The organism is Aquibacillus albus (genome assembly GCF_016908325.1).
Lineage (GTDB): Bacteria > Bacillota > Bacilli > Bacillales > Amphibacillaceae > Aquibacillus_A > Aquibacillus_A albus.
The window spans coordinates 214,202-227,992 of sequence record NZ_JAFBDR010000001.1 but is presented as its reverse complement, the minus strand read 5'-3'; the positions used below and the strand labels follow the sequence as shown (position 1 = coordinate 227,992).

The following is a 13,791-nucleotide window of genomic DNA, read 5'->3' as shown; positions in this document are numbered from 1 at the left end:
TAATTGCTTGTTAAAAAAGCAAATATAAAAAGTTCATTAAAAAGTACTATGGATAGCAATTAGACAATTTTCTTATCTAAATAAGAAAAAAATCCAGCTGTGGAAAAATGCGAGACTCCTGCGGGAAAAGCAACAGGTGAAGACCCCGCAGGAAGCGGTTTTTGCTTCCGAGGAGGCTGAGGCGTTGCCCGCGGAAAGCGAGTGTTTTTCCACAGCGGTGGTTAACCACTATTATCGTCCGTCAATAAACTTCAAAGTATTGCGCATTAATCGTATGTTACGCATGATAGAAAGAAAAAAGGTCTATTCCACTGTTAATGGAATAGACCTGATATAAACTATCATTTATAGACCGACTTGGTCTTTTATAAATTGTAAAATTCTTTTTTCTAACCTCGAAACTTGCACCTGTGAGATTTCTAACCTTTCTGCTACTTCCGACTGTGTTTTGTCTTTATAATATCGCAAATAAACAATAAGTCGCTCTCGCTCATCTAATTCTCTAATTGCTTCCTCTAAAGCAATTTTATCAAACCATTTTGTATCCTGGTCTGCTATTTGATCCAGAAGGGTAATTGGATCTCCGTCATTTTCATAGACGGTCTCATGGATAGAGTGTGGTGCCTTGGAAGCTTCCTGAGCATGGACGACCTCTTCCGGTGTGAGCTCTAACGCACCAGCTAACTCATTAACAGTAGGAGCCCTTCCAAAATCCTTCGTCAATTCATCTTTTTTCTTTCTAATTTTGTTTCCTACTTCTTTTAAAGATCTACTTACCTTTACACTGCCATCGTCGCGAATAAAGCGTTGTATCTCACCAATTATCATTGGCACTGCATAAGTAGAAAAGCGCACATCATAGGAAAGGTCAAATTTGTCAATCGACTTTAATAAACCAATACACCCGATCTGAAATAAATCATCTGCATCATATCCACGGTTAATAAAACGTTGAACAACTGACCATACAAGTCGAACATTTTTTTCAACTAAAAGGTCTCTCGCAGATGAATCACCTTCTTGACTAAGGGAAATATAATGTTTTACCTCAGCATCTGTTAGTTGTTCTTCCTTTTTTGTTTTATTAAGTTCTATTTTCATAGGCATCCCCTTAGTTGCATAAGGTTTTACTCTTCTTAAAATGTTTAATTAGTTTCACTGTTGTTCCATGACCGGGAGCAGAATTTATTTCAACCTTATCCATAAAATTTTCCATAATTGTGAAGCCCATTCCTGACCTTTCTAATTCTGGCTTAGATGTATAAAGAGGCTGTTTTGCTTCTTCAATATTGTCAATACCAATTCCTTCATCTCTGATTTCCAACTCCACCACATCATCGTTGAGTGTACAAGAAATATGGATTTTCTGATCTAATTGATTGTTATATCCATGAATAATTGAATTTGTCACCGCTTCAGAAACAACTGTTTTGATTTCTGTAAGTTCATCCATAGTTGGATCCAATTGTGAAACAAATGCTGCTACAGTTACCCGAGCAAAAGACTCATTGGAACTTAAACTTGAAAACTCCAGATTCATTGTATTTTTCATGAAGCCACCCCCAAGCTTAAAAGCGCAAACTCTTCACTCTCTTCCAAGCGTATAATCTTAAATAACCCTGACATATCAAATAAGCGTTTTACGGCGGGAGAAATAGAGCACACTACCATTTCTCCACCAGATTGTTTCACTTCTTTATACCTTCCAAGAATGACTCCCAATCCTGAACTATCCATAAATGATAAACTCTCTAGATTCAAAATGACATGTTTTGCATTTTTTTCCCTCATTGCTGTTTGCATTTCCTGCTTTAAATTTTCTGCTGCGTGGTGATCAAGCTCACCAACGAGCCGAACTAAAAGTACATCTTCTTTCGTTGTTAATTGAACAGAAAGACTCACTACTGATTCCTCCTTACATAATTCTGTAGTGAATCTTTTCTCTTTTGAAGGAGCGAAATCCTTCTTGTCGACAAAAGAAGTGATTATTCGTAAAAAATAGTATTTTTTCACGCTTTTCTCTTTGGAGTGACTATTTGCGTTATCCTCTTTTTACCATTTCGTCCATTGAACGCTTAAATAACTTAAAGAATCCTGCTTGTTTTACATCTTCCATAATAATTAAAGGTGTCTCAGATAAAACTTTACCACCTTTAATTACTTCAAGCTTCCCAACGGTAGAGCCTTTTTTCATCGGCAGTTCTACATCTTTGATGACAGTAACCTTTGTTTCTATATCTTCCAACTCTTCCCCTTTTTTATAAACAACAGATACAGAGTCTTCTGTAACCACGTCAATATTATCTTTATCTGCTTTAATCATTTCTAGCTTAGAAACTGGTTGTTTACTTTCAAATAGTTGTTTTGTACCGTATTGTGAATATGCAAAATCTAGCATTTGTGTTACATCACTATTTCTTTTTTTGGTTGTATCTGCTCCCATAACAACTGCAATTGTCCGCATACCATCTTTTAAAGCTGTAGCAGTCAAACAATATTTCGCTTCCCTTGTGTAACCAGTTTTAAGCCCATCTACCCCATCGTAAAATTTCACTAATTTATTTGTATTTACTAACCAAAATTCATCTTCTGTACCTTTTCTTAAATAATCGTCATAAATACTAGTATAATCGGTTATCTCTTCATGTTTTAAAAGTTCTTTCGCCATTAAGCCCATGTCATACGCAGTACTATAATGATTATCAGAAGGAAGCCCAGTTGTATTTTCAAAGTTAGTATTTTCTAATCCTAATTCCTTTACTTTTTGATTCATCATATTTACAAATGCCTCTTCACTTCCAGCAATACGTTCAGCCAAAGCAACACTTGCATCATTACCTGAAGCTACTGCGACACCTTTTAATAAATCTTTAACAGTCATTTCTTCGCCAGCTTCTAAGAAAATTTGTGATCCACCCATCGATGCTGCATGTTCGCTAATCCGTACTTTTTCGTCGAGTTTGATTTTTCCGTCATCAAGAGCTTCCATTATTAATACTAATGTCATAATTTTTGTCATACTAGCAGGTGGAAGCTGTTCATGTGCGTTTTTTTCAAACAAGATTTTTCCTGTGTCTTTTTCTAGCAATAATGCTGATTGTGAATTCTCAGCTAAATTTATTTGATTATTCTGTTCACTGTCTTTTTCTTCTTCTGCTAAAATCGGCTCAGCAACATTAAAAATTACAAATAACATAGTCAATAAAGGAAAGATAATCTTTTTCATGTGAATACCTCCATATATGTAGTATTCATATTTTTTCCATGAACAGAATTTTTTATAACAAAAAAAATAAGATGTATCGTTAAAGTATTGTTATTGCCTTGGCATAAGCTTGTTACGAGTTGACTCACAGCTTAAAACAGAACAATTCTTTAAGAAACATCTTACTTTTTTTATCACGATATATTTTGATTAATAAATCACTTTATAAATTAATTGTTTTTTTTCAGTAATAGTTGAAGAAATTTTATAGGATTGCATTACTTTTTGTATTGAATCGTTTGGTGAAGGATCATCACTGTGTAATACAACTAGAGGTTCACCTATCTTTACTTGATCTCCAATTTTCTTTTTCAAAGTGATGCCTACTCCATAATTTATTTTGTCCTCTTTGGTTGCTCTACCAGCACCTAAGAACATTGCAGCGATACCGATAGACTCTGCATCAATTTCTTCAATATAACCCTCTTCTGTTGCTTTTACTTCTATATGATGTGAAGCAGTTGGTAATTTAGACAGATCATCAATCATTTCCACACTTCCGCCCTGAGCTTTAACAAAGTCTCGAAAGATAGCAAATGCTCTCCCATTATCCAAGTTATTTTCAAGTACTTGATATGCTTTTTCATAGGTTTCAAATACCTCAGCTAAGACAGCCATATGTGACCCTATTTCCAAAGCGAGCTCTCTTAAATCATTGACACGTTTTCCTTGCAATACCTCCACTGCTTCCTTCACTTCATTCGCATTTCCAACTTCAAACCCTAAAGGTTGGTTCATATCACTAATTACAGCAATCGTGTTGCGGTTTAGGTTTTGACCAATTTTAACCATTTCACTGGCTAATGCTTCAGAATCTTGAAGAGTCTTCATAAATGCTCCAGATCCTGTTTTTACATCTAGTACGATACTATCAGCTCCGGAAGCTAATTTCTTGCTCATTATAGAACTTGCAATCAAAGGAATAGAATCAACCGTTGCAGTTACGTCTCTAAGTGCATAAAGCTTTTTGTCTGCGGGTGCTAAATTCCCGGATTGACCAGCCACTGCAAGTCTATATTTATTTACATGATGAATAAACGCTTGTTTAGAAAGTTCAATATCAAACCCTTTAATAGACTCCAATTTATCAAGAGTTCCACCAGTATGGCCTAAACCTCTTCCGGACATTTTTGCAACAGGTACACCGACTGATGCAACTAGTGGCCCAACAACAAACGTTGTCTTATCACCAACACCACCTGTAGAATGCTTATCTACTTTGTGGCCTTGAATTTTACTAAGATCTATTGTTTCTCCAGATTCAACCATGGCTCGAGTTAAATTCGCTGTTTCAAGCTCTGTCATCCCATTAAAATAAATCGCCATCAGGAGTGCAGATACTTGATAATCAGGAATGGTTTCTTTCGTATAACCTTCTACAAAATATTGAATTTCCTGTTCTGACAACTCTTCATTATTTCTTTTTTTCGTTATTATATCAACCATTCTCATATGTAAATCACCTTTTTACCTTAAAATTAGGTAACGTTCTAATTATTTGTTTTACAAAAGAAAGAAAATTTTCTCGTACCTTTGTTGTTGTCTCAATCACTTCATCATGAGAAAGAGGTTGATCTAAAATACCTGCAGCCATGTTAGAAATACAAGTAATCCCTAGTACGCTTAATCCGGTATGATTAGCAACAATTACTTCAGGTACAGTAGACATCCCTACAACATCACCGCCAAGGGTTCGTAGCATTTTTATTTCAGCTCCTGTTTCATAAGAAGGACCAGTATTACCGACATATACACCTTCTTGAACTGGTAAGTTTAATACTTGAGCACAATCCTTTGCGTGTTCAATCAATTGTCTATCATAGGCTTCCGACATATCAGGAAATCTAGGGCCAAGGTCTTCATCATTCCGGCCGATTAGCGGGTTTGTTCCCATATTATTAATATGATCTCTAATAATCATAAGGTCTCCTGGTTCAAAGGATTCATTTATACCTCCTGCAGCATTGGTGACAATAAGCTTTTCAACACCTAATTGTTTCATCACTCGGACTGGGAAAGTCACTTGTTCCATGCTGTACCCTTCATAAAAATGAAATCGACCTTGCATGGTAATTACTTGTTGTCCTTCTAATTCCCCAATTACTAACTGTCCTTCATGTCCCTGTACCGTTGACTCAGGAAAATACGGAATATCCTTATAGGGTATTTTGACCGGATTTTCAATCTGTTCTGCCAATACTCCTAAACCTGATCCGAGAATTAATCCCAAACTTGGTTGATAGCTAATACTTTTTTCTACAAAAGCTGCAGCCTCCAAAATGTGATTTGAGTTCATATGAATCCCCCTATTTAATTTCTGTTAAAAAACTTGTTCCGTAATCTGGCATTTTCACTTTAAAATTGTCTGCAATTGTAGCACCTATATCTGCAAATGTTCTTCTTATAGGTAATTCTTTTCCCTGCTTAATTCCTTTGTGATAGACAAGTAAAGGTACATATTCTCTTGTGTGGTCAGTACCATGATGAATTGGGTCATTTCCATGATCTGCTGTCATAATCAGAAGATCCTCATCTTCTAGCAGATCTAAAACCTCAGGAAGTCTTTGATCAAAGGTCTCTAATGCTTCTCCATAGCCTAGAGGATCTCTCCGGTGACCATATTTCGCATCAAAATCTACTAAATTCAGGAAATTTAAACCATAGAATTCTTTATCCATTGATTGGATAAACTTCTCCATTCCATCCTCATTGTTTTCTGTACGAATCGACTCTGTTACCCCTTCCCCATCATAAATATCAGATATTTTACCTAAGGCGATGACATCAATGTTCTCATCCTTTAATTCATTCATAACTGTTCGTCCAAATGGTTTTAATGCATAATCATGGCGGTTTGAGGTTCTCTCAAATGAGCCTGGCTCTCCAATAAACGGGCGTGCTATAACACGGCCAATCATATATTTCTCATCTAAAGTAAGCTCTCGAGCAATCTCACAAATCTGATATTGTTCTTCAATCGGTACAACATCCTCATGTGCAGCTATCTGTAATACGGAATCAGCAGAGGTATAAACGATTATTGCACCAGTATTCATATGTTCCTCACCGAGCTCTTTTATAATTTCAGTTCCCGATGCTGGCTTATTTCCTATAACTTTCCTACCTGTTCTTGATTCTAATTCGTTTATTAGTTCATCTGGAAATGTTTCAAATGTGCGAAACGGCTTTTCAATATGTAATCCCATTATTTCCCAGTGACCTGTCATCGTATCTTTCCCATTTGATGCTTCTTGCATTTTGGTAAAATGCGCCATTGGTTGTATTGCCTTTTCAATTCCTTTTATTGGCTTTATATTACTAATCCCAAGTTTTCCTAAGTTAGGCAAATTTAATCCACCCATATGCTCTGCAATATGTCCAAGTGTATCTGCACCTTTATCATTAAATTTATCTGCATCCGGGGCTTCCCCGATACCTACTGAATCGAGTACAATTAAAAATACTCGTTTAAATGGTTTCATCTTACATCAACCTCCTATTCATACTTTGCCTAACATTGTCATGATTTATGCTACAATAAAAATAGTAAATAGGTATAAAAGGGTCAAGCTCTCGGATGATAGGATTGATAAATATCTTTTATTCTTGATTTTGTTACATGGGTATAAATCTGTGTTGTTGAAATATCTGCATGTCCGAGCATTTCTTGTACAGACCTTAAATCTGCTCCATTTTCTAGCAAGTGAGTAGCAAACGAATGCCTTAATGTATGTGGTGTTATTGGTTTAGTTATGCCAGCGTCACGAGCAATTGATTTTAATATTTTCCAAAACCCCTGCCTTGACAACGCTTTACCATGGTGATTTAAAAATAAATAATCTGTACCATTATTTTTCAATAAAGAACTCCTGCTCAACGATAAATAGGATTCTACCGATTCTTTAGCTAAGTCGCCTAACGGTACAATCCTTTCCTTTGACCCCTTTCCAAAACAACGAATAAAACCCATTGTTAAATGTAAATCATTCAGTTTTAATGATACTAACTCAGATACTCGTAATCCTGTAGCATAAAGGATTTCCAGCATTGCTTTATTCCTTAGTGATAAAGGGTCATTCCCCTCTATGCTTAAGAGTTTGTCTACTTCGTTTGCTGATAAAACCTTCGGGAGCCTTTTTTCCTTCTTTGGGGTTTCAATATGTAGGCTGGGGTCTTCCGAAACATCATGGTATTCTCTTACCAAAAATTGATGAAATAAGCGTAAGGAGGATAAGGTTCTTGCAATCGTAGCTGAAGACTTCCCCTTATCGTTTAATTCATATAAATATTGCAATAGGTGACTACGAAATACAGTATTCCAACTTTTAATATTGTTTTTTTGAAGAAACTCCAAATAAGATTTTAAATCTCTATGATAAGATTTAAGTGTATTGTCAGATAACCCTCTTTCTACCCTTAAATAGTGTAAAAAATCACTTAAAGCGTCTTTCATTATTTTTACTCCCCTAAACGAAAAAATATGGATAGTCGGTCAATCCAATCTTGCTCTTCCCCGTTGAAAACTTTCACAGCCTTCCCTTCTGGTGGATCATAACGGTGATATTCTTCATACTCAGCATGCATTGCACGAAGACCAAAATAAAATAGTAGAGTACAAGCAGTAAAAATGATAAAAATTTTAAGTGTATCCTTGACCAATCCCAATATTGACTTCATGTAGCATATCTCCCTAAAATTTTTTCTTATTACAAAGATATGCCAAAAAGTCTATGAATTATACGTTCGTTATTTTTCTTTTTCATAAGGATTTGTTAAAGGATTGCGTTGATATTTAGTATGTTTTCAGCATAGTTGAAAGGAAAATTATTATATCACTTTACGTTAATCCTTCACAACTGAGATTTCATCTATTAAAAAGGAAAAAAGCCTTTCTTCCCTGAAAAGGCTTTGCAATTACGATGATGATATTACTGCTTCACTTTGACACTGTCTACATATACCATGAAAGGTTAGACGATGGTCTTTCACTTTAAAACCCCAATCATCTTGGACAATTTTCTCTACATCCTCTAGTAAATCCTCGACAATTTCCTCTACCGATCCACATTCTGTACATACTAAGTGGTGATGGAAATGTGCAGCTCCTTCTTTTCGCAAATCATAACGAGATACACCATCTCCAAAATTAATTTTGTCAACGATTTTTAACTCTGATAATAATTCTAATGTACGATAAACGGTTGCTAAACCAATCTCTGGTGCCTTTTCTTTTACGAGGAGGTAAACATCCTCTGCACTTAAGTGATCCTCTTCGCGTTCAAGTAACACTCGAACAGTTGCTTCCCTTTGTGGAGTGAGCTTGTAACTTTGTGCATGTAGTTGTTTTTTTATCCGATCAATTCGATGCTCCATGTCTGAAACCTCCCTCATATTCCCAATATCATTATAAGCAGACATGAAACGAGTGTCAATTAAAATCATTATAAACTATAAATGATAATTAATATTATTTAAAAACCATTTTAATCATATATCCATTGAATAACAATTTGCATTGCTTGATTAGATAGAAATGTTTCAATTAGTGAAGCCAAACCAATAATAGTAATTAACAAGACAAATAAACTCGAATATCTAACAAATGGAGGAAGAATAGGCTTTTGTAATTTTCTTGAAACAAGCTTACGAAGCAAGTGAAGCGAGAAAATCATTGCTAAACTGCCTGCAATCAAATAAACCGGTATAACCAATAGGTTTTGAGGTGCTATGGATGCAGTTGCAAAAACCAAGCCTTTCCACCCCAATTGATTAACAAAAAATCCGACTGAAAATCCTACAACTACTCCTTTTACGAACAATAAAATCCAGATGATTGGTAATCCAATAATTGATAGTCCAAGTACAAATAACAATAGTAAATAATTAACATGATAGAAAAAGGTACTTTTTAGCATTTCCTGTTTATCAACGGTTGTTCCTTCTAATAATTGACCAAAAAATTGATCCAAATAAAAGAACAAGTCTTGTTTTTGAACAAAATTCATACTATTTACAATCACAGCACCAAAAATAATGCCGATAAAAAATAAAATTATCATAAAAAGATAAATAGGTGCATGATTCCGGATATGTTCAGAAGCTAAATTGCGATTTTTATACATAAGCATCCCCCGTCCTAGTAAAACTATTGTTATAGTTAGAATCTATGAGATGCTTACAAAAAATAGACCACCAAATATCTTTTAACTCTATTGACCATAAAACTGATTGTAGTGAGTAAGTCAAGATAATTTCCGATTTTTTCTGCCTATTTGATCGGGGATACCTTACCGTATTTTCCTCCTCCGCCAGCAGTTATAGGCAATACTCCTTTTCTCATACCAACAATTGCACTCGCGATGTTATCCTTAACAACTTCCTTCAGTTCACTTTCTGTCGCTTCATGTAAGATTTTCATTTCTGTCCCAAACCGAGCCAATAATTTATTATATGTTTTTGGTCCTAAAGAAGGGATGTACTCTAATGGAACTTGGTATATATATGGAGCTCGGCAGTCAGGTGACTCTGATGTATCTTTTAGTTCGTTTATGCGATCTCTTACGCCTTTTACAACTTTTGTTGAGCCACAAATACAACCGGACTCTGCTTTTACAACCTGAAAACATTCTGCACAAACTGTTCGATTATATTTCCCTAATAGTGGATTCATCCCATAGTTAGTGATCACTTTTCTATCTTGTATATGGGCCAAAGCTAATGCAAACTCATAAAATGTAGGATTCTCCAATCGTAATGTTTGATACTCTCTAGCTATTTTTGCTAAAGAGTGGGCATCTGAATTGGTTAAGAACGTATATCGGTGAATTTCACTGATACAATCAGCCATTGCTGTATCTGCACTTAGCCCAAGCTCAATTGCATCAATTAAATCAGGATCAAAAACCTCTAATAAAGATTGTTTTACTCCTTTACCGTACAAACTTTTAAAAGGTGTGAAAACATGTGCAGGAATAAACAAGCCCCCTAGTTCTTTCACTTTATATTGTAAGTCTTTACCATTGCCATAATATCGCTGGGAGCTAAGGTGAATGTTCGTTATATGCTTGGAGATCCAATTCGTGAAATTCTTCATAATTGCTAGATTAGGAAAAAAACAAAGCACATGAATCGGTCCCTGACAGTTTTTGTCATATATTTCTATTTCAGAACCTAGAAACAATGTCACTTCTTCAAATTGAATTCCACCATTCTCATGTTCTGTTGCCAATCCTTTTGCCATTAATTGCTCCAATTCTACTTGAACAGATGGGACGTGACTATCAACGATTCCTACAATTTGAATCCCCTTATTCCTACTTGCTTCTTTCAAAATATTTGTTAAGGTCAGAGATTTTGAGCCAGTAATTTTTACAGGACGATTATTTATATTTCTACCGATGTGAATATGTAAGTCAGCATAATAGCAGCTTAAACTCAAATTAACTCAATCCTTTTAGTTTTAAATACAATAACGCATATTCAGTCTTTGCATCATGAATTTGTTGTCTGCCTACTAATTCTTCTGCTTCATCAAGCGTAAGTTCTATAACATCAACAAATTCATCTTCATCCAACGCTTTCGATTCATCCAAGGGAATTAAACGATCTGTAAAATAAATATAGATTAATTCATCTGCAAATCCCGGAGAAGTATAAAAGGAGGTTACTAATTCTAATTGATCCGTTGTATAACCTGTTTCTTCTTCTAGTTCTCTTTTAGCAGTATATTCAGGATTTTCTCCATGTTCTAATTTTCCAGCAGGAATTTCAAAGATACTTTTTTCCAACGGCTTTCTATATTGCTCAACAAAAACGATTCTATTATCGTTCGTTACTGCTATCACTGCAACAGCACCAGGATGTTTGATAATCTCTCTTTTAGATGTCTTACCGTTTGGTAGCGTCACTTCATCAACCTGAAGTTTCACAATTCTCCCTTCAAAAATAGGTTTGGTTCGAATTGTTTTTTCTTCAAACTTTTTTTCCACGCTCAGCCCTCCCACTTCAAACAATATCAATTACTCATCTATTATTTTAACATAAACTAGCATACACATTAGTTGAGTTTGTCATGCATTATTTTTTACAATAGAGAATAAATAGCAAGTACACTTGAAAGGGGTAAAATTTGTGAAAAAAACTCAGCTTGGTACGTCAAATTTATATGTATCAGAATTAGCTTTGGGTTGTATGTCTTTAGGTACAAACCAACAAAAAGCTACTAATATTGTTGATCGTGCTTTAGAAGCAGGAATTAATTATTTAGATACTGCGGATCTATATGATCAAGGAGTTAATGAAGAAATAGTTGGTAAAGCGATACAAGGTAAACGTGATCAGATTGTACTTGCAACAAAAGTAGGAAACCATTTGAAACCGGATGGAACATGGTTCTGGGACCCTTCCAAAGCATATATTAAGGAACAAGTAAAAGAAAGTTTAAGAAGATTAAAAACAGATTATATTGATTTATATCAATTGCATGGCGGAACCATAGAAGATCCAATTGACGAAACAATAGAGGCCTTTGAAGATTTAGTTGCTGAAGGTGTTATTCGATACTACGGCATTTCTTCTATTCGTCCAAACGTAATACGTGAATATGTTAAAAGATCTAATATTGTTAGTGTAATGATGCAATATAGTCTGTTAGATCGTCGACCTGAAGAGGAAATATTGGATTTATTACATAAAAATAATATTAGTGTCGTTGCAAGAGGGCCAGTCGGGAAAGGAATGCTAAGTGATGAAGGTGAACAAAAAGTTAAGGAGAAAGGTGAAAAAGGCTATTTAGATTATTCGTACGAAGCGTTACTTTCTATTACAGATAAATTGAAGAACTTGTCATCATCTAGTCAGAATTCAATCACTTCATTAGCACTAAACTATGTCTTGTATCATCCAGCAGTCGCTAGTGCAGTATTTGGTGCAAGCTCACTTTCACAATTAGAAAATAATTTATCTTTTATGAATTCAGAACCATTGTCTAAGGAGCAATATCTTGAATTACAACAGCTGACAAAACTAATTAAATACGACAAACACCGATGATAGATGGACATACCATTATCAATAAAGGCAAGTGACAATCCGTCATGTCACTTGCCTTATTTGAATTTTTTCCAGTCAAGCTCACTTTCCTCAAGCAATTGTTCAAAGCTCTTATTTGCTTCTTTTCTTTTGCGAGCTTCTATTTTTTCTTTACGTTTTCTGTCTTTTTTCTGCTCTTCTTCCCGTTTTAAGCTACCTTTTTTTGAGGATAATTGGGAAAGTATATCTCCAGAAAGTCTTTCTTTTAACGAATGACCGAATTCATCTTTCTCTTTTTTTCTTCTGCTCATGAAACATCACCTTTAACTAAATCATGTGCTGAAATGATCGGATTTAATATTCCCTCAGGACTTGATAATCGAAAACCATTCCCTTTATAATGCAATTTAATTTTATCAGCAAAGAATATGGATTGTTGATGGTGAATCATTACATTAAAATCATCATTTTCAACTGAATAATAAGTATTATCTATTTTTTCAACAAGTCTTATAGTAGGCAAGCCACTAACTCCACACCCACAATCATCTGTATCATAATGGAGTAAAAGGTAATGGTGATGCGGTTCCTTCCACTGGTTTATAATTTCTTTTGCTTGTGCCGTAATTGATAATTCCATTAATTTTCACCTCCAGTACTAGCATAAAGAATGAAGATATAAATTACCATTCGTTTGATTGATTATTTTTTGTAGAATTTATTCTTTAACAATCTTTCCAGCATATTAGGGAAAATCTGATAGCATTTACTTCCAAAATTCATCCATTGAGGCATATTAACCTCTCTTTTTCGTTCAAATAAAATGGCAACGATTTTATTCGCTACATATTCTGGGTTAAGCATGATTTTCCGAATAGATTGTTGGTATTTACCTGATGGATCTGCAACTTTATAAAAGTTTGTTCGAATCGGACCCAAATTCACACTAGTCACCAGTACTCCTTGGTTTTCAACTTCTAACCGCAATGCATTCGTGAATCCTATTACTGCATGTTTAGTAGCTCCATACACAGCAGATTTTGGTGTGGCTATCTTCCCCGCTTGTGAGGCAATATTAATCACATGTCCGTGTCTATTTTGAATAAAATGAGGAAGCAGATGATGCGTCCCCTTTATTAAAGCGAAGACATTCAGTTGAAACATTCGTTCAACTTCTTCCCATTCCGTCTGTTCAACCGTTTTAAAAATACCATAACCTGCATTGTTGATAATTGCATCAATTTGACTATATTCCGCAATAATCCGATCCAAACATGCTTGCCAAGACTCTATATCTGTTAGATCAACGACGTAATACGAACAGCGAACGTTGAATTCTTTTATTACCTGTTGCTGCAGCTTTTGCAACTTATCTTCCGTTCTAGCTATTAAGATTGGATTTCCACCTTTTTGTGCAATAATCCTTGCCAAGGATTCTCCTATACCATAAGAAGCACCAGTTATAATTATATTTTTCGAATGTATATTTGCCATCA

17 protein-coding genes are annotated in these 13,791 nt (G+C 35.0%); 1 reads left to right on the top strand and 16 read right to left on the bottom strand.

Translation table 11 applies throughout. The features are described from left to right. Nucleotides 1–345: 345 nt before the first annotated feature. The 13 genes from sigF to JOC48_RS01165 form a co-directional block, all read right to left on the bottom strand. Nucleotides 346–1,101, bottom strand: coding sequence for an RNA polymerase sporulation sigma factor SigF (sigF, locus tag JOC48_RS01225; protein WP_204497217.1), 756 nt, complete (start codon nt 1,099–1,101; stop codon nt 346–348). 10 nt (nt 1,102–1,111) lie between these two features. After that, complete coding sequence (gene spoIIAB, locus JOC48_RS01220; protein WP_204497216.1) at nt 1,112–1,552, bottom strand: anti-sigma F factor; 441 nt, start codon at nt 1,550–1,552, stop codon at nt 1,112–1,114. Further along, complete coding sequence (gene spoIIAA, locus JOC48_RS01215; RefSeq protein WP_204497215.1) at nt 1,549–1,902, bottom strand: anti-sigma F factor antagonist; 354 nt, start codon at nt 1,900–1,902, stop codon at nt 1,549–1,551. Before spoIIAA ends, spoIIAB begins: the two co-directional genes overlap by 4 nt. Before the next feature lie 139 nt (nt 1,903–2,041). Then, nucleotides 2,042–3,226, bottom strand: coding sequence for a D-alanyl-D-alanine carboxypeptidase family protein (locus JOC48_RS01210; RefSeq protein WP_204497214.1), 1,185 nt, complete (start codon nt 3,224–3,226; stop codon nt 2,042–2,044). 189 nt (nt 3,227–3,415) lie between these two features. Then, nucleotides 3,416–4,717: a pyrimidine-nucleoside phosphorylase gene (locus tag JOC48_RS01205; protein WP_204497213.1), complete on the bottom strand. Its 1,302-nt coding sequence runs from the start codon at nt 4,715–4,717 to the stop codon at nt 3,416–3,418. A 7-nt stretch (nt 4,718–4,724) separates the two neighbouring features. After that, complete coding sequence (locus JOC48_RS01200; protein ID WP_204497212.1) at nt 4,725–5,561, bottom strand: purine-nucleoside phosphorylase; 837 nt, start codon at nt 5,559–5,561, stop codon at nt 4,725–4,727. A 10-nt stretch (nt 5,562–5,571) separates the two neighbouring features. Next, on the bottom strand, nt 5,572–6,747 hold the full coding sequence (deoB, locus tag JOC48_RS01195) for a phosphopentomutase (RefSeq protein WP_204497211.1): 1,176 nt from the start codon (nt 6,745–6,747) through the stop codon (nt 5,572–5,574). Between the two features lie 83 nt (nt 6,748–6,830). Further along, nucleotides 6,831–7,718: a site-specific tyrosine recombinase XerD gene (gene xerD, locus JOC48_RS01190; RefSeq protein ID WP_239584106.1), complete on the bottom strand. Its 888-nt coding sequence runs from the start codon at nt 7,716–7,718 to the stop codon at nt 6,831–6,833. Between the two features lie 5 nt (nt 7,719–7,723). Then, entirely contained in the window at nt 7,724–7,942 is a 219-nt protein-coding gene (locus JOC48_RS01185; RefSeq protein ID WP_204497210.1) for a YqzK family protein, read from the bottom strand. Nucleotides 7,943–8,179: 237 nt separating this feature from the next. Then, nucleotides 8,180–8,638 (bottom strand): ferric iron uptake transcriptional regulator, encoded by a 459-nt coding sequence (fur, locus tag JOC48_RS01180; RefSeq protein WP_204497209.1) that lies wholly within the window; start codon nt 8,636–8,638, stop codon nt 8,180–8,182. A 110-nt stretch (nt 8,639–8,748) separates the two neighbouring features. Further along, on the bottom strand, nt 8,749–9,387 hold the full coding sequence (spoIIM, locus tag JOC48_RS01175; RefSeq protein ID WP_204497208.1) for a stage II sporulation protein M: 639 nt from the start codon (nt 9,385–9,387) through the stop codon (nt 8,749–8,751). 146 nt (nt 9,388–9,533) lie between these two features. Continuing rightward, nucleotides 9,534–10,703 (bottom strand): endonuclease Q family protein, encoded by a 1,170-nt coding sequence (locus JOC48_RS01170; protein WP_204497207.1) that lies wholly within the window; start codon nt 10,701–10,703, stop codon nt 9,534–9,536. A 1-nt stretch (nt 10,704) separates the two neighbouring features. After that, entirely contained in the window at nt 10,705–11,253 is a 549-nt protein-coding gene (locus tag JOC48_RS01165) for an NUDIX domain-containing protein (protein WP_204497206.1), read from the bottom strand. 142 nt (nt 11,254–11,395) lie between these two features. Between JOC48_RS01165 and JOC48_RS01160 the strand changes: the two genes are divergently transcribed. After that, the gene (locus JOC48_RS01160) at nt 11,396–12,316 is read left to right on the top strand and encodes an aldo/keto reductase (RefSeq protein WP_204497205.1); all 921 of its coding nucleotides are present in this window, start codon (nt 11,396–11,398) and stop codon (nt 12,314–12,316) included. 56 nt (nt 12,317–12,372) lie between these two features. Here JOC48_RS01160 and JOC48_RS01155 read toward each other — a convergent pair whose 3' ends face one another. The 3 genes from JOC48_RS01155 to JOC48_RS01145 all read right to left on the bottom strand — a co-directional run bounded on the left by JOC48_RS01155 (nt 12,373) and on the right by JOC48_RS01145 (nt 13,789). Then, nucleotides 12,373–12,606 (bottom strand): YqkE family protein, encoded by a 234-nt coding sequence (locus JOC48_RS01155; protein WP_204497204.1) that lies wholly within the window; start codon nt 12,604–12,606, stop codon nt 12,373–12,375. After that, the gene (locus JOC48_RS01150; RefSeq protein WP_204497203.1) at nt 12,603–12,935 is read right to left on the bottom strand and encodes an iron-sulfur cluster biosynthesis family protein; all 333 of its coding nucleotides are present in this window, start codon (nt 12,933–12,935) and stop codon (nt 12,603–12,605) included. The genes JOC48_RS01155 and JOC48_RS01150 overlap by 4 nt, the downstream gene beginning before the upstream one ends. Before the next feature lie 62 nt (nt 12,936–12,997). Then, complete coding sequence (locus JOC48_RS01145; protein ID WP_239584105.1) at nt 12,998–13,789, bottom strand: SDR family NAD(P)-dependent oxidoreductase; 792 nt, start codon at nt 13,787–13,789, stop codon at nt 12,998–13,000. Nucleotides 13,790–13,791: the final 2 nt, after the last annotated feature.

Excerpts from the sequence above, each read along its gene's own strand:
- sigF (WP_204497217.1), bottom strand. The coding sequence starts at position 1,101 with ATGAAAATAGAACTTAATAAAACAAAAAAGGAAGAACAACTAACAGAT.
- spoIIAB (WP_204497216.1), bottom strand. The coding sequence starts at position 1,552 with ATGAAAAATACAATGAATCTGGAGTTTTCAAGTTTAAGTTCCAATGAG.
- JOC48_RS01210 (WP_204497214.1), bottom strand. The coding sequence starts at position 3,226 with ATGAAAAAGATTATCTTTCCTTTATTGACTATGTTATTTGTAATTTTT.
- JOC48_RS01205 (WP_204497213.1), bottom strand. The coding sequence starts at position 4,717 with ATGAGAATGGTTGATATAATAACGAAAAAAAGAAATAATGAAGAGTTG.
- JOC48_RS01200 (WP_204497212.1), bottom strand. The coding sequence starts at position 5,561 with ATGAACTCAAATCACATTTTGGAGGCTGCAGCTTTTGTAGAAAAAAGT.
- deoB (WP_204497211.1), bottom strand. The coding sequence starts at position 6,747 with ATGAAACCATTTAAACGAGTATTTTTAATTGTACTCGATTCAGTAGGT.
- xerD (WP_239584106.1), bottom strand. The coding sequence starts at position 7,718 with ATGAAAGACGCTTTAAGTGATTTTTTACACTATTTAAGGGTAGAAAGA.
- JOC48_RS01185 (WP_204497210.1), bottom strand. The coding sequence starts at position 7,942 with ATGAAGTCAATATTGGGATTGGTCAAGGATACACTTAAAATTTTTATC.
- fur (WP_204497209.1), bottom strand. The coding sequence starts at position 8,638 with ATGGAGCATCGAATTGATCGGATAAAAAAACAACTACATGCACAAAGT.
- spoIIM (WP_204497208.1), bottom strand. The coding sequence starts at position 9,387 with ATGTATAAAAATCGCAATTTAGCTTCTGAACATATCCGGAATCATGCA.
- JOC48_RS01155 (WP_204497204.1), bottom strand. The coding sequence starts at position 12,606 with ATGAGCAGAAGAAAAAAAGAGAAAGATGAATTCGGTCATTCGTTAAAA.
- JOC48_RS01150 (WP_204497203.1), bottom strand. The coding sequence starts at position 12,935 with ATGGAATTATCAATTACGGCACAAGCAAAAGAAATTATAAACCAGTGG.
- JOC48_RS01145 (WP_239584105.1), bottom strand. The coding sequence starts at position 13,789 with ATGGCAAATATACATTCGAAAAATATAATTATAACTGGTGCTTCTTAT.